General features: G+C 64.5%; 18 protein-coding genes. 14 read left to right on the top strand and 4 right to left on the bottom strand.

Translation table 11 applies throughout. The features are described from left to right. Positions 1–20 precede the first annotated feature (20 nt). Positions 21–1,103 (bottom strand): DUF4439 domain-containing protein, encoded by a 1,083-nt coding sequence (locus tag NEK97_RS18195; RefSeq protein WP_257371141.1) that lies wholly within the window; start codon positions 1,101–1,103, stop codon positions 21–23. A gap of 106 nt (positions 1,104–1,209) precedes the next feature. Between NEK97_RS18195 and rimP the strand changes: the two genes are divergently transcribed. From rimP to NEK97_RS18165, 6 genes are all read left to right on the top strand, one after another. After that, on the top strand, positions 1,210–1,821 hold the full coding sequence (gene rimP / locus NEK97_RS18190; protein ID WP_257371140.1) for a ribosome maturation factor RimP: 612 nt from the start codon (positions 1,210–1,212) through the stop codon (positions 1,819–1,821). Continuing rightward, positions 1,821–2,801 carry a transcription termination factor NusA gene (nusA, locus tag NEK97_RS18185; protein ID WP_257371139.1) on the top strand — a complete coding sequence of 327 codons (981 nt, stop codon included), beginning with the start codon at positions 1,821–1,823 and terminating at the stop codon, positions 2,799–2,801. Before rimP ends, nusA begins: the two co-directional genes overlap by 1 nt. 186 nt (positions 2,802–2,987) lie before the next feature. Beyond that, a complete protein-coding gene (locus tag NEK97_RS18180; RefSeq protein ID WP_257371138.1) occupies positions 2,988–3,329 on the top strand; it encodes a YlxR family protein in 342 nt (113 codons plus the stop codon). A gap of 152 nt (positions 3,330–3,481) precedes the next feature. Continuing rightward, complete coding sequence (infB, locus tag NEK97_RS18175) at positions 3,482–6,370, top strand: translation initiation factor IF-2 (protein ID WP_257371137.1); 2,889 nt, start codon at positions 3,482–3,484, stop codon at positions 6,368–6,370. A gap of 77 nt (positions 6,371–6,447) precedes the next feature. Further along, positions 6,448–6,951 carry a 30S ribosome-binding factor RbfA gene (rbfA, locus tag NEK97_RS18170; RefSeq protein WP_257371136.1) on the top strand — a complete coding sequence of 168 codons (504 nt, stop codon included), beginning with the start codon at positions 6,448–6,450 and terminating at the stop codon, positions 6,949–6,951. A gap of 84 nt (positions 6,952–7,035) precedes the next feature. Continuing rightward, positions 7,036–7,518, top strand: coding sequence for a nucleoside deaminase (locus NEK97_RS18165; protein WP_257371133.1), 483 nt, complete (start codon positions 7,036–7,038; stop codon positions 7,516–7,518). 12 nt (positions 7,519–7,530) lie between these two features. On the opposite strand, the gene NEK97_RS18160 is transcribed toward NEK97_RS18165, so the two are convergent. Beyond that, entirely contained in the window at positions 7,531–8,685 is a 1,155-nt protein-coding gene (locus NEK97_RS18160) for a pyridoxal phosphate-dependent aminotransferase (protein ID WP_257371132.1), read from the bottom strand. A gap of 34 nt (positions 8,686–8,719) precedes the next feature. On the opposite strand from NEK97_RS18160, the gene truB reads away from it, so the two are divergent. The 8 genes from truB to NEK97_RS18120 all read left to right on the top strand — a co-directional run bounded on the left by truB (position 8,720) and on the right by NEK97_RS18120 (position 16,442). After that, entirely contained in the window at positions 8,720–9,643 is a 924-nt protein-coding gene (gene truB, locus NEK97_RS18155; RefSeq protein WP_257371131.1) for a tRNA pseudouridine(55) synthase TruB, read from the top strand. Positions 9,644–9,645: 2 nt separating this feature from the next. Beyond that, the gene (locus tag NEK97_RS18150) at positions 9,646–9,999 is read left to right on the top strand and encodes a hypothetical protein (protein WP_257371130.1); all 354 of its coding nucleotides are present in this window, start codon (positions 9,646–9,648) and stop codon (positions 9,997–9,999) included. 2 nt (positions 10,000–10,001) lie between these two features. Continuing rightward, positions 10,002–10,451: a hypothetical protein gene (locus NEK97_RS18145; RefSeq protein WP_306673144.1), complete on the top strand. Its 450-nt coding sequence runs from the start codon at positions 10,002–10,004 to the stop codon at positions 10,449–10,451. Between the two features lie 88 nt (positions 10,452–10,539). Further along, on the top strand, positions 10,540–11,523 hold the full coding sequence (locus NEK97_RS18140; protein WP_235521807.1) for a bifunctional riboflavin kinase/FAD synthetase: 984 nt from the start codon (positions 10,540–10,542) through the stop codon (positions 11,521–11,523). A gap of 159 nt (positions 11,524–11,682) precedes the next feature. After that, the gene (gene rpsO, locus NEK97_RS18135) at positions 11,683–11,952 is read left to right on the top strand and encodes a 30S ribosomal protein S15 (protein WP_144652206.1); all 270 of its coding nucleotides are present in this window, start codon (positions 11,683–11,685) and stop codon (positions 11,950–11,952) included. Between the two features lie 241 nt (positions 11,953–12,193). Further along, entirely contained in the window at positions 12,194–14,446 is a 2,253-nt protein-coding gene (locus tag NEK97_RS18130) for a polyribonucleotide nucleotidyltransferase (protein WP_257371128.1), read from the top strand. 82 nt (positions 14,447–14,528) lie between these two features. Then, on the top strand, positions 14,529–15,872 hold the full coding sequence (locus NEK97_RS18125; RefSeq protein WP_257371127.1) for a pitrilysin family protein: 1,344 nt from the start codon (positions 14,529–14,531) through the stop codon (positions 15,870–15,872). A gap of 93 nt (positions 15,873–15,965) precedes the next feature. Beyond that, positions 15,966–16,442, top strand: a complete 477-nt coding sequence (locus NEK97_RS18120) for a DUF1579 family protein (protein ID WP_257371126.1) — start codon at positions 15,966–15,968, stop codon at positions 16,440–16,442. Here the strand turns inward: NEK97_RS18120 and NEK97_RS18115 are convergent. Both NEK97_RS18115 and moaA read right to left on the bottom strand, forming a co-directional pair. After that, a complete protein-coding gene (locus NEK97_RS18115) occupies positions 16,439–16,705 on the bottom strand; it encodes a MoaD/ThiS family protein (RefSeq protein WP_257371125.1) in 267 nt (88 codons plus the stop codon). The genes NEK97_RS18120 and NEK97_RS18115 overlap by 4 nt on opposite strands. Positions 16,706–16,709: 4 nt before the next feature. Further along, positions 16,710–17,849 (bottom strand): GTP 3',8-cyclase MoaA, encoded by a 1,140-nt coding sequence (moaA, locus tag NEK97_RS18110; RefSeq protein ID WP_257371124.1) that lies wholly within the window; start codon positions 17,847–17,849, stop codon positions 16,710–16,712. Positions 17,850–17,966 lie beyond the last annotated feature (117 nt).

Here is a 17,966-nt window from a genome sequence, read left to right as displayed (position 1 = left end):
GCCAGCATGGCTAGCCTGCCCTATCTGATGCTTGCGGTGGGGGAGGCGGTGTCGCTGGGCGTCGGAAGGGCAGGCAAGTCACCGGCGTCGAGCTCCAAGCCCGGGAGTGCCGGCAAAGCGGCGCCCCAGGCGGAACTGCGCCGGCCAGCGGCAAGCAGGCCATCGATGGCCCAATCACGGGTCCCACCGGTGGACAACGCCACGAGGTCGCCGAACCGCGGCAAGGATGACGCTTCGAGGTCCGCCAATGCGGCGGCAGGGTCTTTGGCGAACTTCGCCGGTAGCCTGTACCCCGCCTCGCCTGCCGGGACGTCCCCGCAGTTCACGCCGGTCAGGTCCTCGGCCTGCCGGAGCAGCACCTCGTGCACTTCGAGGTCACGGGCAGCTGCAGGGACGCTGGAAGCGCCGAGCTTTTTGACCGCTACCTGGTAGACATAGACCGCCTCGTGCTGGGCGCTGACCAACGACGCCAAGGCAGTGTCGGTGGTTGCGGAATCCGCGTCCGGGCTCGGGCTGGCCGAAGGGCAGGATCCGGCGGCCGGCGCAGTGGCGGGAACCCTGCTGGTGGTGGGCAGTGTTGGGGCAGGCAGTTTCCACGCGGCGGCCAGCTTCTCGGCGGACAGCAGCTGGGCGGATCCGACGGCGGCGAGCAGGCGTGCCATGCCGCCGTCGGACCCGCGGGCGTCGGTGAGGCGCTGCTGTCCGCTCCGGGACAGCTCCGTGACGAATGCGGACGGCGTTGCTTTCGGTGACGAAGCAGTGCCGGTTGGTGACGCAGTGGCCGGGGACGTGGGGAGTTGGCCGACGGGGTTCAGCAGGGCGCGGGCATGGGTTGTCAGCAAAGTCACAGCGTCGTCGGCGCCAGGTTTTCCGGCATCCGGCCCAGGGGCGTCAGCCAGCGCAACGGCCGAAGCACGGAGCAGCAGGGTGTCTTCCAACGCCGCAAGGCGGGCATTTTCGGAGAAGGAACGTGGTGGGGGAGTCCCGGAATCACGCGGAATAAGCACCATGCCGGTGCCAACTACCAGCAGGGCCACCACGGAAACGAGCACGAGCCGGCCCCATGCTGGTACTCGTCGCTTTTTGGTTCTCTGCTCGTCCACAACAGACCATGGTGTCATGTGGGCGGCGAAGTCCGTGCACGCAAGTTCCCGCGAAAATCGTTAGGCTAGTAGTCACAACAACATCTATCGGGAGGCGGCGGGCAACGTGAGTGACTCGGAAGCCACGACTTCACCGGACCGTTCTGAATCGAACTCAACGGCCACCATCCACAACCCGGAAGAGAGCAGGCTTAAAGCGCTGCTCGAACCGGCCGTCCTTGCCAGCAGGCTCTACCTCGAGGATGTTTCCATCCACGTGGCCGGCTCACACCGGACGGTCCATGTCGTCGTGGACCTGCCGCAGGAGGAGACCGGAGGCGTCAGTCTTGACGCCATAGCCGACGTCTCGCGCGGACTGTCCGATATTCTGGACAACGATCCCCAGGACGACGGCCGCCCGTATGACCTTGAGGTCTCCTCGCCCGGAGTCGGGCGTCCCCTGACGGAACCGCGCCATTGGCACCGTGCCCGCGGACGCATGGTCAGGGTCAACGTCATCCAGGGCGACAACCTCCTGGGCCGGATCGCATCAGTGGGCGATGACGGCGTGACGCTGATCCCGGAGCACGAGGTCAAGAAGGGCATGAAGCCCAAGCAGGGCGACCCCATCACTATTCCTTTCGACAGGATCCGCCAAGGAAAAGTCGAGATTGAATTCAGCCACCTCCACGAGGCTGCGCTGGAAGACGAACACAATGGACCTTCCGAGGAGGCCTAATGGATATTGACATGAGCGCACTGAGACTCCTGGAGCGTGAGCGTGAAATCCCGCTGGATCTCCTGATTCCCACCATCGAGCAGGCTTTGCTGGTGGCGTACCACAAGACGCCTGGCGCCTTTGAAAAGGCCCGCGCTGAGCTGGATCGCAAGAGCGGCCACGTCACCATCTGGGCCACGGAAATCGACGATGACGGCGAGCCGATCGGCGAGTTCGAGGACACCCCTGCCGGTTTCGGCCGTATCGCCGCGAGCACGGCACGGCAGATCATCCTGCAGCGCCTTCGCGACGTCGAGGATGACAACGTGCTGGGCGAATTCAAGGGCCGTGAAGGCGAACTTGTCGCCGGCATGATCCAGCAGGGAAACAACCCCCACATGATCCAGGTCAACCTTGGAGCTGTCGAGGCCCTGCTGCCGCCGCCCGAGCAGGTTCCCGGCGAGAAGTACCTCCACGGCAGCCGCCTGCGCGCCTTCGTGGTGGACGTCCACCGTGGCGCCAAAGGCCCGTCCATCACGCTGTCCCGTTCGCACCCGGGCCTGGTCCGTAAACTCTTCGAAATGGAAGTTCCGGAGATCGCGGACCACTCCGTGGAGATCGTCGCGCTTGCCCGCGAAGCCGGCCACCGTACCAAGATTGCCGTCAAGGCAAACATCCCCGGCGTCAATGCCAAGGGTGCCTGCATCGGTGAAATGGGTTCGCGTGTCCGTGCTGTCATGACCGAACTGAACGATGAAAAGATCGACATCGTCGACTTCAGCGACGACCCCGCGACGTTCATTGCCAACTCGTTGTCGCCGTCGCGAGTGAATTCCGTCACTATTACCGACGAGTCGACCCGCTCGGCGCGCGTAGTGGTACCGGATTACCAGCTTTCCCTGGCGATCGGCAAGGAAGGCCAGAACGCACGCCTTGCAGCCAAGCTGACTGGTTGGCGGATCGACATCGTCTCCGACGCAGCACCGGCCAAGGCCGAATAGCGTCCCAGTCGGGGTCGGCTTAACGCCGCGCTGGCGGTGTGCCCGGTTTCGGGAGTCCGGAGCCGGGGGCTAGACTAGATGGAACCGGGCTTACGTCCGGTATCCGCGCGCCTTGGCGTGCCTCAGCTGCATTCGCAGGACCGGGGCCCGTCGGGTGCCAGTAGCGTAAGGCAGGTTGGACACATCGTGGCTGAACTGCTTGAGCACGGCCATGGGCCTGTTCGCACGTGTATCGGATGCCGGAAGCAAGGCTCCCGGTCTGAGCTTGTCCGGCTGGTCGCCCAAGGCGCCAGTTCGTCCACCGTAGTGGTGGATGAACGACGCCGGATGGCCGGCAGGGGTGCGTGGCTGCACCCCAGCGAAAAGTGCTTGGCATTGGCGATCAAGCGGCGCGCTTTCGGAAGGGCCCTTGCGGGCGCTACCGAGACAACCGCCGTCGAACGCTACCTGATGCCGGGCGCGCCACTCGTGGAGGCCCACACTTCCACTGGCAAACCGTCCAAACCTGAAAGCGGGTCAGAAAACTGATGGAAACCCGATGAGTTCCCAGCGATGAGTGCGTAACGATGACAACTTTGTTGCGCTCTGCAATGGGCCTTTCCGCCGTGCAAACGGCTGAGGCCCGCATAAAGAAGTAGACGGTTCGTGCCTGGCTCGGTGCGGACCGAGACAGGAGAAATGTGGCCAAGGTCCGCGTACATGAGCTCGCCAAAGAGCTCGGTATTACTTCCAAAGATGCAGTGACAAAACTGCAGGAATTGGGCGAATTCGTTCGCTCCGCCTCTTCCACCATTGAGGCCCCCGTCGTGAAGAAGCTTCGCGACGCCTACCCGGGTGCCGGCGCTGCAAAGTCCGCCGCCCCCGCAGCCGCTCCCGCGGCAACCCGTCCCGCAGCATCCCGCCCGGCCGCCCCGGCACCGGGCCCGGCGGCACCGAAGGCTCCGGCCCCGGCGCCTGCTGCTCCGTCGTCGGCAACCCCGTCGTCAGCAACCCCGGCACCGGCCGCTCCGGCTCCGGCGGCACCTGCTCCGGCAGCCCCGGCAGCGCCTGCTGCTTCCAACCCGGTTTCGGCCAAGCCCGGTGCCCGTCCTGCCCCCAAGGCAGAGACCCCGGCTCCGGCACGCCAAGGCGGCCAGGCTCCTCGTCCCGGCGGTCCCCGCCCGGGCAACAACCCGTTTGCTACGTCCCAGGGCATGCCCCGTGGCCGTGGTGGCGATGGAGACCGTCCGCCGCGTCCGGGTAACAACCCGTTTGCTCCGTCGCAGGGCATGCCCCGTGGCGAGCGTCGCAACGACGGCGAACGTCCCGGTGGTCCCCGTCCCGCAGCTGGTGCCGGTGGACCCCGTCCCGCAGCAGGCACTGGCGGTCCCCGTCCGGGCGCCCCGCGTCCGGGTGCACCCCGTCCGGGCGCTCCGCGTCCCGCCGGTGGTCCCGGTGGCGGAAACCGTCCTACTCCGGGCATGATGCCCAACCGCACTGAGCGTCCGGCTCCGGGTGGCGCAGGCCGTCCCGGTGGCGCAGGCCGTCCTGGTGGCGGACCGGGTCGTCCCGGTGGCGCACCAGGTGCAGGTACCGGTGGCGGAGCTCCCGCCGGCGGTGGCTTTGGCAAGGGTGGCCGCGGTCGCGGTGGTACCCAGGGTGCCTTCGGCAAGGGCGGCGCCGGTCGTGGCAAGCAGCGCAAGTCGAAGCGGGCAAAGCGCCAGGAACTGGAGCAGATGAGTGCTCCGTCGCTGGGTGGCGTATCGGTACCCCGCGGCGATGGCGAGACCATCATCCGCTTGCGTCGTGGCTCGTCCATCACGGACTTCGCCGAGAAGATCGATGCGAACCCCGCGTCGCTGGTAACCGTTCTGTTCCACCTCGGTGAAATGGCTACGGCTACGCAGTCCCTCGACGAAGACACCTTTGGCCTGCTTGGCGCCGAACTTGGCTACAAGCTCCAGGTTGTTTCGCCGGAAGACGAAGAGCGCGAGCTCCTCGACCAGTTCGACATCAACATCCAGGACGAGCTCGACGCCGAAGGCGACGACGTCCTGGAGCCCCGCGCACCGGTTGTCACCGTCATGGGCCACGTTGACCACGGTAAGACCCGCCTGCTTGACGCGATCCGCAACTCCAACGTTGTGGCCGGCGAGCATGGTGGAATCACCCAGCACATCGGTGCTTACCAGATCAGCCACGTCCACGAGGGCAACGCCCGCGACATCACCTTCATTGACACCCCCGGTCACGAGGCCTTCACGGCCATGCGTGCACGTGGTGCCAAGGTCACTGACATCGCGATCCTGGTTGTCGCAGCTGATGACGGCGTCATGCCGCAGACAGTGGAAGCGCTCAACCACGCCCAGGCAGCCAACGTACCGATCGTTGTCGCAGTGAACAAGATCGACAAGGAAGGCGCCAACCCTGACAAGGTCAAGGGCCAGCTGACCGAGTACGGCCTGGTTCCCGAAGAATACGGTGGCGACACCATGTTCGTTGAGGTCTCTGCCCGCCAGAACCTCAACATCGACGAACTGATCGACGCCGTCCTGCTGACGGCCGATGCTGCCCTGGACCTGCGCGCCAACCCGGACAAGGACGCTCGAGGCATTGCCATCGAAGCGAACCTGGACAAGGGCCGCGGTGCTGTTGCTACCGTCCTGGTCCAGTCCGGTACCTTGGCGGTTGGCGACACGATCGTGGCCGGAACGGCTCACGGCCGCGTCCGCGCCATGTTCGACGAGAACGGCGAGGCACTCGATGTCGCACTGCCGTCCCGTCCGGTCCAGGTCCTTGGCCTGTCCAACGTGCCGCGTGCAGGTGACACCTTCCTGGTGACTCCTGACGAGCGTACGGCCCGCCAGATCGCCGAAAAGCGTGAAGCAGCAGACCGCAACGCCGCGCTGGCCAAGCGTCGCAAGCGCATCAGCCTGGAAGACTTCGACCAGGCCGTTGCCGAAGGCAAGATCGACACCCTCAACCTCATCCTCAAGGGTGACGTGTCCGGTGCCGTGGAAGCCCTCGAAGACGCCTTGCTCAAGATCGACGTCGGAGACGACGACGTTCAGCTCCGTGTCATCCACCGCGGTGTGGGTGCCATCACGCAGAACGACGTCAACCTGGCCACGGTGGACAACGCCATCATCATCGGCTTCAACGTCAAGCCGGCGGAGCGCGTTGCGGAACTGGCTGACCGTGAAGGCGTGGATATGCGCTTCTACTCGGTCATCTACGCTGCGATCGACGACATCGAGATGGCCCTCAAGGGCATGCTCAAGCCGGAGTACGAGGAAGTCCAGCTCGGTACCGCCGAGGTCCGCGAAGTCTTCCGTTCCTCCAAGTTCGGCAACATCGCAGGTTCGATCGTCCGCACGGGCATCATCCGCCGTAACTCCAAGGCACGTGTCAGTCGCGACGGCAAGGTCATCGGTGACAACCTCACCGTTGAGACGCTCAAGCGCTTCAAGGATGACGCCACCGAAGTCCGCACCGACTTCGAGTGTGGTATCGGTCTTGGTTCCTTCAACGACATCAGCGAAGGCGACATCATCGAGACCTTCGAGATGCGCGAAAAGCCGCGCGTCTAGGTTCCATGTGGAGCGGGTCCGTCGGGTAGCCCCGGCGGACCCGTTCCGTACCCGTTTCTACTTTCCAGGAGGAAGTCATGGCTGATCCCGCACGCGCCGCCAAATTGGCACAGCGGATAAAGGTCGTCGTCGCTGAGGCCCTCGGTCGCCGGGTCAAGGATCCGCGCGTCGAGTCCATTACGGTCACCGACGCCCGCGTCACCAACGACCTTCAGCACGCAACCATCTACTACACCGTCTTTGGCGATGAAGTGGCCCACACCGACGCCGCCAAGGCGCTGGAGAAGGCCAAGGGTGTGCTGCGCCAGGAAGTTGGCCGCAACATCACCGTCCGGCTGACCCCGACTCTTGAGTTCGTCGCGGACCAGATTCCGGTCAACGCCTCGAACCTTGAGGAACTGTTGCGCGAGGCCAAGCGCCGCGACGCCGAGGTTGCTGCCTTGGCGGCCGGCGCCAAGCCGGCAGGCGAGGCCGATCCGTACAAGAGCGACACTCCGGCTGACATCGACGAAGACGACTTCGACGAAGAGGACATCGACCTCTCCGGCGACGACGAACTCGACGAAGACGCCAATCGCTAAGACCTCAAAGTTTTTGTTCAGATAATGCTCCTAAGAGACGCTCTTAGGGGCATTATCTGTTTACAAACTGGTTAGGATCGGAGCATGTCGGCGCACGATGCTCAGCAGCGGGATGAATATTTGAACCGGGCCATTCGCTTGGCGGTACAAAACGTTTCCGACGGCGGCGGCCCTTTCGGCGCCGTCGTGGTCACCGCGGACGGAACCGTCCATGAGGGGGTCAACCGGGTTACACGCGACCACGATCCCACGGCGCACGCGGAAGTGGTGGCCATTCGTCGTGCGGCTGCCGAGCTGAGGAAGTTCGACCTCACCGGTTCCGTTCTCTACGCAAGCTGCGAGCCTTGTCCGTTGTGCCTGTCGGCGACGCTTTGGGCCAGGATCGGACGCGTCTACTTTGCCGCGGACCGGCACGGCGCGGCGCGGGCCGGCTTCGACGACGCGGTGTTCTATGAGTACTTCGCCGGCAGCAGGCCGGAACTGCTGCCCGTGGAGCACGCCCAGTTGGCAGCGGCGGAGGACCCGTTCGAGGCCTGGAAGCACCATACGCGCCGGACGTCGTACTAGGTCCGGCGGCAGCTAAACCTTCGCTGGAAGGCGATTGACGCCGTCGAGCAGGTCCTGGTGACCGCCACAAAGGGCGATCCTGATCCAGCCCTCGCCGATCGACCCGAACGCCGTGCCCGGCGCGAACGAGACTCCCGATTCCGCCAGGAACTTGCGCACCCACGTGCGGACGTCCCCGCCGCTTACGTGCGAGACGTCGGCCCAGAGATAGAACGCGCCCTGTGCCCCGAGGAACGGAATACCCTTGGCTTCCAGCACGGCCGAGGCCGCGTCGCGGTTGTTCCGGTAATGATCGCGGGCCTGGTAAACGTAGTCCTGGGGCCCGGTCGATGCGGCCAGCGCAGCGTACTGCGAGGGTGACGCGACGCAGGAGACGATCGATTCCATGACGTTGTTCATCTTCTGCTCAATCCCCGGAGGGCAGATCAACGCCCCGATGCGCAGGCCTGTCAGTCCGTACGTCTTGGACAGCGTCAACGAGGTGAACACGCGGGCTTCCCCTGGGACGTTGCTGTCGAAGCGCGCTGGGCTGACGTGCGGGACATCGAAGGTGAAGGCTTCGTAGCATTCGTCCGAGATGATCCAGAGGTCGTGCCGGACGGCCAGTTCCACCAATTCCCGGGTGGCTTCTTCACTGATGACCGCCCCTAACGGGTTGGACGGCGAGTTCAGCACGAGGACACGGGTCCGGGGCGTGATGAGTGCTTCGATGTCCTCGATGTGCGGCTGGAAGTCGTTCTTGGGATACAACGGATACTGTACGGGCACGGCGTGAAGCAGCCGGCTGGTCATGGCAAACGTGGGGTAGCCGGGGTTTGGGATGAGGATCTCGTCGCCGGGGGAGAGGAGAAGGCTCATGGCGAAATGCAGGCCTTGCTGGGCGCCGTCCACCACATAAACCCGTTCAGCACCGATCCCTACGCCCTGCTGTTCGCGGAAGCGGGCGGCGAACGCTTCCCGGAGAGCGGGTATCCCCGCGTTGGGTGTGTAGTTGGTCTCATCCCGGTCCAGGCAGGCAATGCCGGCGTCGAGGACGTGCCGTGGCAGCGCAAACCCCGGTTCGCCGATGCTCAGGACGATCGCGCCGGGGGTGGCCCACGCGGCCTCGGTGATTTCGCGGATCTGGTTCACGGGGACGTCACGGACGTGCAAGGCAAGCTCAGGCATGGGAGCCATCCTAGCCACCCATATACTGGTAAGCGTGCTTTCTGGACTGGTAATCGTTGACAAACCGCAGGGATGGACCAGCCACGATGTGGTTGGCCGGATGCGGCGGCTGGCTGGTACCCGGAAAGTGGGGCATGCGGGGACGCTGGATCCCATGGCCACCGGCGTCCTGGTGCTTGGCATCAATAAGGCGACGCGCCTGCTGACGTACATCGTGGGCACCTCCAAGACTTATACGGCCACCATCAGGCTCGGTGAAACCACCATCACGGACGACGCCGAGGGCGACGTTACGGAGGCCCGGAGTGCCGCGGACGTCACCGATGACGCCATCGCGGCCGGGGTTGCCGCGCTCACTGGCCCTATCCAGCAGGTGCCCAGCAGCGTGAGCGCCATCAAGGTCAACGGCGAACGCTCCTACGCCCGGGTCCGCTCCGGGGAGGAAGTGAAGCTCGCAGCGCGCCCCGTGACGATCCACCGCTTCGAGGTGCACGCGATCAACAGGCTCGACGGCGGCAGGGTAGTTGACGTGGACGTCACCGTGGAGTGTTCTTCCGGGACATACATCCGGGCCCTGGCCCGCGACCTTGGAAACGGTTTGGGCGTCGGCGGCCACCTCACGGCCCTGCGTCGGACGCAGGTGGGGCCGTATACGCTCGAGCAGGCAAGGACCCTGGAGGAACTGGCCGAAGAGCTCAAGGTGCTGGACATGTCCCTCGCTGCCCGCTCCTTGATGCCAAACCGCGAGCTCAGCGAGGACGAAACAACGGAGATCTCGTTCGGCCGCCGCATCGCCGCGGGGCCGGGAGCAGGCACCGAGGAGGCTGCCACGGCAGAAAATCCCGCAGCTGCCTTCGCACCATCGGGGGAATTGGTGGCGTTGCTGGCTGACACCGGGAGCTTTGCCAAGCCCGTGTTGGTGTTCGCTCCGGGAACCGGTTCGGGGGAGGCGAAGTAGCCATGGACGGATATTTCTATGCCCTCCTGATTATCGGACTGGTTTCGACCATCATGTGCGTGGTGGCCGGGCTGATGAAAAAGGCCCCGAATGATCCCACCATCTACTCGGTACTCGCCGTTGAACTGGTCCTGGTGGTGTACCTGGTAGGTTCCATCATCCGGGTTGCCTTGGGCGAGCAGATTGCCGGGGAAGCCTGGGAATTCTGGGGCTACCTGATCACGGCGCTCATGATCCCGCTGGGTGCGGTGTACTGGGCCATCCTCGAACGCACCCGCTGGAGCAACTTCGTCCTCGCTGCGGTAGGCGTCACGGTCCTCGTCATGGGCGCACGCATGAACCAGATTTGGTACTGACCTTGAAAGAAGAACCCATCGTGACTGGAACTGAGACCAATCCGGCAACCCCGCAGCCGAAGAAGGATACCCGGAACACCGGGCCTGGCCGCCTCCTGATCGCGGTGTACGCCGTTTTCGCCCTCTCCGCGACCGCGCGTGCCGGCTATCAGATCGCTACGAAGTTCGCCGAAGCACCGCTGGCGCATATCCTCTCGGCCTTTGCCGCCGTCGTCTATATTGTGGCGACCATCTCGCTGGCCAAGCCGGGCCGCACGTGGTTCAAGGTCTCAGTGGCCGCCGTGCTGACGGAGCTCATCGGCGTGCTGGTGGTGGGCGCCATCAGCCTCTTCGACCCCGTGGCGTTCCCGCACGATACCGTGTGGTCGCTGTTCGGCCGCGGTTACGGTTTCGTCCCGCTTGTCCTGCCCATCCTTGGCCTCCTGTGGCTGAACAAGCGCCGCCCGTCCTGAGCCAACCGCCCTTGCGGGTAACCTTAGAATGTTCCGGCGCCGGGAGGTTGCCGGGCGCACCGAACATCTGCAGTAAAAGGCGAGGTTGATGGTCCACATCTGGAACGATCCCACCGAAGTCCCCAAGGACTTCGGACCTACTGTCGTTACCATTGGGAACTTTGACGGCGTCCATCGCGGGCACCAGCATGTCCTGTCGCAGCTGACGGGCACCGCCAAGCGGCACAACATTCCGTCGGTTGCCGTGACTTTTGATCCGCATCCGGCCCAGGTCCACAGGCCCGATTCCGCTCCCGAGCTGATCATGGGCCTCCAGGACAAGCTCGACGCCCTCGGGGACACCGGCGTCGATGCCGTGCTGGTCATGAAGTACACCCTGGACCTGGCGGCGATGACACCGGTCGAGTTCGTCCGCGATGTCATCCTTGACGGACTTCACGCCGCGCACGTCGTCGTAGGCCACGACCTCCGCTTTGGTGCCGGGAACGTGGGGGATGTGGTCACCATGCAGCAACTGGGCGAGGAGCTTGGGTTCGGCGTGCAGGTGGTCAACGAGTACGGAGCCGGAGGCTCTCCGGTACACGACGACGGCGACGCTGACCGCCGCTGTTCCTCCACTTGGGTGCGGGAAGCCCTGTCCGAAGGCGACGTCGTGACCGCTGCCGCTGTGCTTGGCCGCCCGCACCGCATGCGCGGCGAAGTGGTGCACGGCGCAGCCCGCGGACGCGATCTCGGTTTTCCCACAGCCAACCTCGCCCACGACTCCACGGGGTATGTTCCGGCGGACGGCATTTATGCAGGGTGGTTGATCGACCAGTCCGGCACACGGTGGCCCGCCGCTATTTCCGTTGGTTCCAACCCCACCTTCGACGGCGTGAGCCGCCAGGTGGAGGCCCACGTGATCGATCGTCCCGAGGAAAAAGTGGAGGACTTCGACCTCTACGGGCAGACCGTTGCTGTCGAATTCACGCAGCGCCTGCGCGGCATGGTTGCCTACCGTGGACCTGAAGCCCTGGTGGAGCAAATGTGCCTGGACGTAGCCCAGGCGCACGAACTGCTGACCCGGCGCTAGGCGGATTTCGACAACACTGCTGACCTGCCGGTAAACTGGTGAATGGATCCGGCCGCAGTCCGTGGCAGCTGGACCTGTTTTTGTGTGCGGCAACGCACCAAAGGCAACCCGTCAGCGAGGCGCTGCACCGGGACGCACGGCACAACTCTAGGAGTTCACGTGGCACTTGACGCCGCTGTAAAGCAGTCCATCATCAAGGAATACGCAACCTCTGAAGGCGACACCGGTTCGCCCGAGGTCCAGGTTGCAGTTCTGACCCAGCGGATCAAGGATCTGACTGAGCACATGAAGGAGCACAAGCACGACTTCCACACCCAGCGCGGTTTGCTGGCCATGGTTGGTCGTCGCAAGCGCATGCTTTCCTACCTGAAGAACACTGACATCGCCCGCTACCGTTCGCTCATCGAGCGCCTCGGCCTGCGCCGCTAGTCTGCCTTTAGGGGCGGCCCGCTCCTTTCCGGAACGGGCCGCCTTCTTCACCAACAACTAAAAACAGGAATCAACCGCATCGCGCATTCGCGGTCCTCGGTAGTGATTCCCGGGAAGCTCATCTGTGGTGATGAGGCCCGTGGATCTCGATCGATGACCGGGTGTCGTACAGGCCAGGAAAAAAGAAGAGGCCTGGGTTGATGCGGCGGACTTCCGCTAACAGAAACGGAGGTGACTCTCTATGGAGGGTCCCGAAATCCAGTTCTCCGAAGCCATTATCGACAACGGCCGTTTTGGCAAGCGCGTCATTCGCTTCGAAACCGGCCGCCTTGCCAAGCAGGCAGCCGGCGCCTCGATGGTCTACATCGACGAAGACACCGCACTGCTCTCCGCAACCACCGCCGGCAAGCAGCCGCGCGAAGGTTTCGACTTCTTCCCCCTGACGGTTGACGTTGAAGAGCGCATGTACGCAGCCGGCCGTATCCCGGGATCGTTCTTCCGCCGCGAAGGCCGCCCGTCCACGGAAGCCATCCTGGCCTGCCGCCTCATGGACCGTCCGCTGCGCCCCGCGTTCGTCAAGGGCCTGCGCAACGAAGTCCAGATCGTCGTTACTGTCCTGGCGATCAACCCGGACGAGCTCTACGACGTCGTCGCCATCAACGCGTCCTCGATGTCCACGCAGCTTTCCGGCCTCCCGTTCTCCGGCCCGATCGGTGGCGTCCGCGTCGCCCTCATCGCCGACGAACACGGTTCGCAGTGGGTCGCTTTCCCCAAGCACTCCCAGCTTGAGAACGCCGTCTTCAACATGGTTGTTGCCGGCCGCATTGCCGGTGACGACGTCGCCATCATGATGGTGGAAGCCGAAGCCACCGACAACTCCTGGAACCTCATCAAGGAACAGGGCGCAACAGCTCCTACCGAAGAGGTTGTTTCCGAGGGCCTCGAGGCTGCCAAGCCGTTCATCAAGGCACTCTGCGAAGCACAGGCAGACCTGGCGGCACGCGCCGCCAAGCCGACCGTCGAGTTCCCGGTCTTCCTTGACTATCAGGACGACGTCTACGCAGCTGTTGAAGCCGCTGCCGCTGACAAGCTGGCCAAGGTCTTCCAGATCGCTGACAAGCAGGAGCGCGACGCCGCTTCCGACGAACTCAAGGACGAAGTCCTGGGCTCACTTGCGGGCGAGTTCGAGGGCCGCGAGAAGGAACTCTCCGCAGCGTTCCGCTCGGTCACCAAGCACGTCGTGCGCCAGCGCATCCTCAAGGACCAGGTCCGCATCGACGGCCGTGGCCTGACGGACATCCGCCAGCTGACCGCAGAGGTAGAGGTTCTGCCCCGCGTTCATGGTTCGGCCATCTTCGAGCGCGGCGAGACCCAGATCATGGGTGTCACCACGCTGAACATGCTCAAGATGGAGCAGCAGATCGACTCGTTGTCGCCGGTAACGCGCAAGCGCTACATGCACAACTACAACTTCCCGCCGTACTCCACCGGTGAGACCGGCCGCGTCGGATCCCCGAAGCGCCGCGAAATCGGCCACGGTGCCCTCGCAGAGCGCGCCCTGGTTCCGGTTCTGCCCAGCCGTGAAGAATTCCCGTACGCCATCCGCCAGGTATCCGAGGCCCTCGGTTCCAACGGTTCGACGTCCATGGGTTCGGTGTGTGCCTCGACGCTCTCCATGCTCAACGCCGGTGTGCCGCTGAAGGCAGCTGTTGCCGGTATCGCCATGGGCCTGGTTTCCGACCAGGTTGACGGCCAGACCCGTTACGCAGCACTGACTGACATCCTCGGCGCCGAAGACGCTTTCGGCGACATGGACTTCAAGGTTGCCGGTACGTCCGAGTTCGTCACAGCCATCCAGCTGGACACCAAGCTCGACGGCATCCCCGCGTCCGTGCTGGCAGCAGCACTGAAGCAGGCCCGCGAAGCCCGCCTCCACATCCTCGAGGTCATCAACGCAGCGATCGACACCCCGGATGAGCTCTCCGAGTTCGCCCCGCGCGTCATCGCCGTCAAGATCCCCGTGGACAAGATCGGCGAGGTCATCGGCCCCAAGGGCAAGATGATCAACCAGATCCAGGAAGACACGGGCGCGGACATCTCCATCGAAGATGACGGCACGGTCTACATTGGCGCCACCAACGGCCCGTCTGCCGACGCAGCACGTTCCGCCATCAACGCCATCGCCAACCCGCAGGTTCCGGAAATCGGTGAGCGCTACCTGGGTACGGTCGTCAAGACCACCACCTTCGGCGCCTTCGTCTCCCTGACGCCGGGCAAGGACGGCCTGCTGCACATCTCCGAGCTCCGCAAGCTGGCCAACGGCAAGCGCGTGGATAACGTTGATGACGTCGTCTCCGTGGGCCAGAAGGTACAGGTCGAGATCACCAAGATCGACGACCGTGGAAAGCTCTCCCTCTCGCCGGTTGTTGCCGACGAAGAAGGCGCAGCTTCCGAGGACGCTCCGGCCGAGGTCGTTGAAGAGTCTGCAGAGTAGTCTGTAAGCAGTACACCCGGCGGGGCCGGTGGGCTTGAAAAAGCTCCACCGGCCCTTCCGGCCTTAACCCTGAAAGGCCTTAATGACTGTCGTACCCTTGCCGCTGGAGCAAACCCTTCCCGGCGGCGAACTGATCCATGGTGCAGAGGGCGGTTCCGTCGTGCGGCGCTCCGTGCTTCCCGGCGGCGTGCGCGTCCTGACCGAGGCGATGCCCGGGCAGCGTTCGGCCACCATAGGTTTCTGGGTGGCAGTGGGTTCGCGCGACGAAGCGGACGGCCAGCATGGTTCCACACACTTCCTTGAACACCTGCTGTTCAAGGGCACCAAGAGGCGCACAGCGCTGGAGATAGCGTCTGCGTTCGACGAGGTAGGCGGCGAATCCAACGCAGCCACCGCCAAGGAAAGCACCTGCTACTTCGCACGGGTCCTCGATACGGATCTTCCCATGGCCATTGATGTCATTGCCGATATGATCACCGGCGCTGTCCTTGACCCTGCCGAACTGGAGCAGGAACGCGACGTCATCCTCGAGGAAATCGCCATGGACAGCGACGACCCCACCGATGTGGCGCACGAGAAATTCGTGGCAGCAGTGCTCGGCAGCCACCCGCTGGCCCGGCCGATCGGCGGAACACCGGATGCGATCAAGGCTGTGGCAAGGGACTCGGTGTGGGAGCACTACCAGCGCTACTACCGCCCCGAGGAACTGGTCATCACCGCAGCGGGCGGCCTGGACCACGACGTCGTCTGTGAACTTGTCCTTGATGCGTTGAAAGCTGCCGGTTGGCAGCTGGATTCCGGTGCAGCGCCCGTGGAACGCCGTGGGACGGAGCGTGCCGTCATTACAGGCACCGCCGGCCTCCACGTCGTGAAGCGTCCTGTGGAGCAGGCAAACATCATCATGGGTTGCCCGACGATCGTCGCCACGGATGACCGCCGCTTCGTCATGAGCGTGCTCAACGCAGTCCTGGGCGGTGGCATGTCCTCCAGGCTCTTCCAGGAGATCCGCGAGAAGCGGGGCCTGGTCTACTCCACGTACTCCTTCACCGCCGCTTACGCCGACGCCGGGTACTTCGGCATGTACGCCGGCTGCACCCCGTCCAAGGTCCGCCAGGTGCTGGAACTGCTGGGCGTGGAGCTGGATAAGCTCGCCAAGGACGGCATTACCGAAGAAGAGCTCAGGAAGGCCGTGGGCCAGCTCAGCGGTGGCATCGTGTTGGCCCTTGAGGACACGGGCTCACGGATGTCCAGGTTGGGCCGGGCGGAACTGGTGTCCGGAGAGTTCCAGGACATCGATGAGACCTTGGCCCGGATCCAGGCCGTCACTGTGGGCGACGTCCAGGAGCTCGCCCGCGAACTCGCGGCCGCTCCGCGCACCATCACGGTGGTAGGCCCCTTTGAGGAAACCGAGACGTTCGGCCTCTGACTCAAGACAGATTCCGACTCTGGACTCGCACACTCCCGGCAGGGCAGCATGATCACACAGTGATGATGCTGCCCTGTTGACGTTGGAGATGTGATGGAACTGCCCCCACGCGGCCACGCCGCGGAGATGCTGCAGGATTTCCTTGGCCATTGGCGTGGAGTCACGGAGATCGCCCCATCACCGTGGGGGAGTGCGCGGACTGCCGAGGCCGAAGTGGTGTTCAGCAGGGCCGCCAGCGGCTACGCCGTCGTGCAGAGTTACCGGCACCGCGAAGCGGATGGGACACACTTCGAAGGGCATGGCATGTTCACTGTGGACCGCGAACACGGTGACACGCTTTGGTACTACGTGGACAGCATGGGCCGGCCGCCGTCCAGTCCCGTCAGGGGTTCGTGGAACGCAGGCATTCTGACGCTGGACCGGCGCACGGACGACGGCGTGGCCAGGCACACGTTCCGCGTCGAGGACGGGGTACTGGTGCACACAGCCGATCTGCGGCTCGAAGGAACATCGGGCTTCAGTCCGTTGCTGAAAAGCGTTTTCCGCAGGGTGTCAACGCCCGGCGCCTAGCCCCCGGCAAAAGGCGGCAGGACGTCGATGACGTCGTGCGGGCTCAGCGGGGCCGAACGGTCGCGCACAGCCACTTCGTTGCGGAGGAAGCTGCTGCGTGCAACGATGCGCGCGAGGGTCGGCGTGCCGTCCGGGGGCACGGGACGTTCGACGGCGAGGGCGGCTTCCAGCAGCGCCTCCAGGCTGGTGCCTTCCGGCAGGTGGTGGACTTCTTCTTCGACTCCTGCGGCCGAGCGTGCGGCAGCGAAGTAGCGGACAAGCATGGTTTCAGCCTCCGATTGCACTCATGCTGCGGTCCGGCTGGACGAAGTCCGCTGCGCCGAGACCGGTGTGGTCCATTCCGTGCGCCTTGGGCTTGACCCACATGGCGTCCTGCCACCGTTGCGCAAGTTCCTCGTCGGTGGCTCCTCCACGAAGGAGGCCCAGGAGGTCGAACTCCTCGCGGGAGAAGAGACAGCTCATGATCTTGCCTTCGGCGGTGATGCGCGTCCGCCGGCAGTCGGAGCAGAACGGCTCCGTGACCGAGGCGATGATGCCCACGGTACCGAGGACCGGACCGGTGGCAAGACCGGAAGCCGTATCCCGGCGTCGTACTTCAAAGCGTTCCGCGGGGGCGCCGTCCCGTTCGCGGGGGTCGTGGTCCAGGACGTAGTCGCGTGACAGCAGCGTGCGGATCTCGGCAGCCGTGATCATGTTGCGCCGGGTCCAGCCGTGATCGGCATCCAAGGGCATCTGCTCGATGAAGCGAAGTTCGTAACCGCGACCCAACGCCCAGGCCAGGAGGTCCGGCGATTCGGCGTCGTTGATGCCGCGCATCAGCACGGCGTTCAGTTTCACGGGGCCCAGGCCGGCCGCCCAGGCAGCATCGACGCCGGCCAGGACGCGATCCAGGAATGGACGGCGGGTGAGCTTGGTGAACGTTTCTTCGTGAAGGGAATCCAGCGAGACGTTGATCCGGGTGAGCCCTGCGGCCTTCAACGCTGCGGCTTTCTTGTCCAGCCCGACGCCGTTGGTGGTCATGGAGATGGGGAGGTCGGGATGATTGCTTCGAATGCCGGAGATAATGTCCACCAGGTCGGCGCGCACCAAGGGCTCACCGCCGGTAAGGCGGAGTTCCCGCACACCCAGGGCCGTGACCCCGACTTGCACAATGCGGATGATTTCATCCTTGGTCATTACGGCCTGCTTGGACAACCACTCCAGGCCCTCGGCGGGCATGCAGTAGGTGCAGCGCAGGTTGCATTTGTCCGTCAGTGACAGGCGCATGTCCGTGGCGCGCCGCCCGTAACGGTCCCACAACCCTGCGGGCGTGCCCGCGGGACGCGGCGGCGGAACCCCCACGCCACTTTCCGTGCTGCCTGTGGCGGCACCCGACGGGGGCACCGGCATGCCCAGCTGAACAGTCATAAATTCAGGCTACGCCACCCCGGCCGGATCAGTGACACCAGTTACAGTCACAGAGTTCTTACGGATTCAATACGCTTCCCCCGCCGACGCCACGATCGGGTGCCGGGTGCCGCCGGC

Origin of the sequence: Paenarthrobacter sp. UW852, assembly GCF_024608385.1 — a bacterium.
In the GTDB taxonomy this organism is placed as follows: Bacteria; Actinomycetota; Actinomycetes; order Actinomycetales; family Micrococcaceae; genus Arthrobacter.
Note: the sequence above shows the minus strand (reverse complement) of the source record. Positions and strands in the feature narration are given on the sequence as shown.

Bases quoted from the DNA above. Each gene is read 5' to 3' on its own strand.
- nusA (WP_257371139.1), top strand. From the start codon at position 1,821: ATGGATATTGACATGAGCGCACTGAGACTCCTGGAGCGTGAGCGTGAA.
- rbfA (WP_257371136.1), top strand. From the start codon at position 6,448: ATGGCTGATCCCGCACGCGCCGCCAAATTGGCACAGCGGATAAAGGTC.
- NEK97_RS18165 (WP_257371133.1), top strand. From the start codon at position 7,036: ATGTCGGCGCACGATGCTCAGCAGCGGGATGAATATTTGAACCGGGCC.
- NEK97_RS18160 (WP_257371132.1), bottom strand. From the start codon at position 8,685: ATGCCTGAGCTTGCCTTGCACGTCCGTGACGTCCCCGTGAACCAGATC.
- NEK97_RS18150 (WP_257371130.1), top strand. From the start codon at position 9,646: ATGGACGGATATTTCTATGCCCTCCTGATTATCGGACTGGTTTCGACC.
- NEK97_RS18140 (WP_235521807.1), top strand. From the start codon at position 10,540: ATGGTCCACATCTGGAACGATCCCACCGAAGTCCCCAAGGACTTCGGA.
- NEK97_RS18130 (WP_257371128.1), top strand. From the start codon at position 12,194: ATGGAGGGTCCCGAAATCCAGTTCTCCGAAGCCATTATCGACAACGGC.
- NEK97_RS18125 (WP_257371127.1), top strand. From the start codon at position 14,529: ATGACTGTCGTACCCTTGCCGCTGGAGCAAACCCTTCCCGGCGGCGAA.
- NEK97_RS18120 (WP_257371126.1), top strand. From the start codon at position 15,966: ATGGAACTGCCCCCACGCGGCCACGCCGCGGAGATGCTGCAGGATTTC.
- NEK97_RS18115 (WP_257371125.1), bottom strand. From the start codon at position 16,705: ATGCTTGTCCGCTACTTCGCTGCCGCACGCTCGGCCGCAGGAGTCGAA.
- moaA (WP_257371124.1), bottom strand. From the start codon at position 17,849: ATGACTGTTCAGCTGGGCATGCCGGTGCCCCCGTCGGGTGCCGCCACA.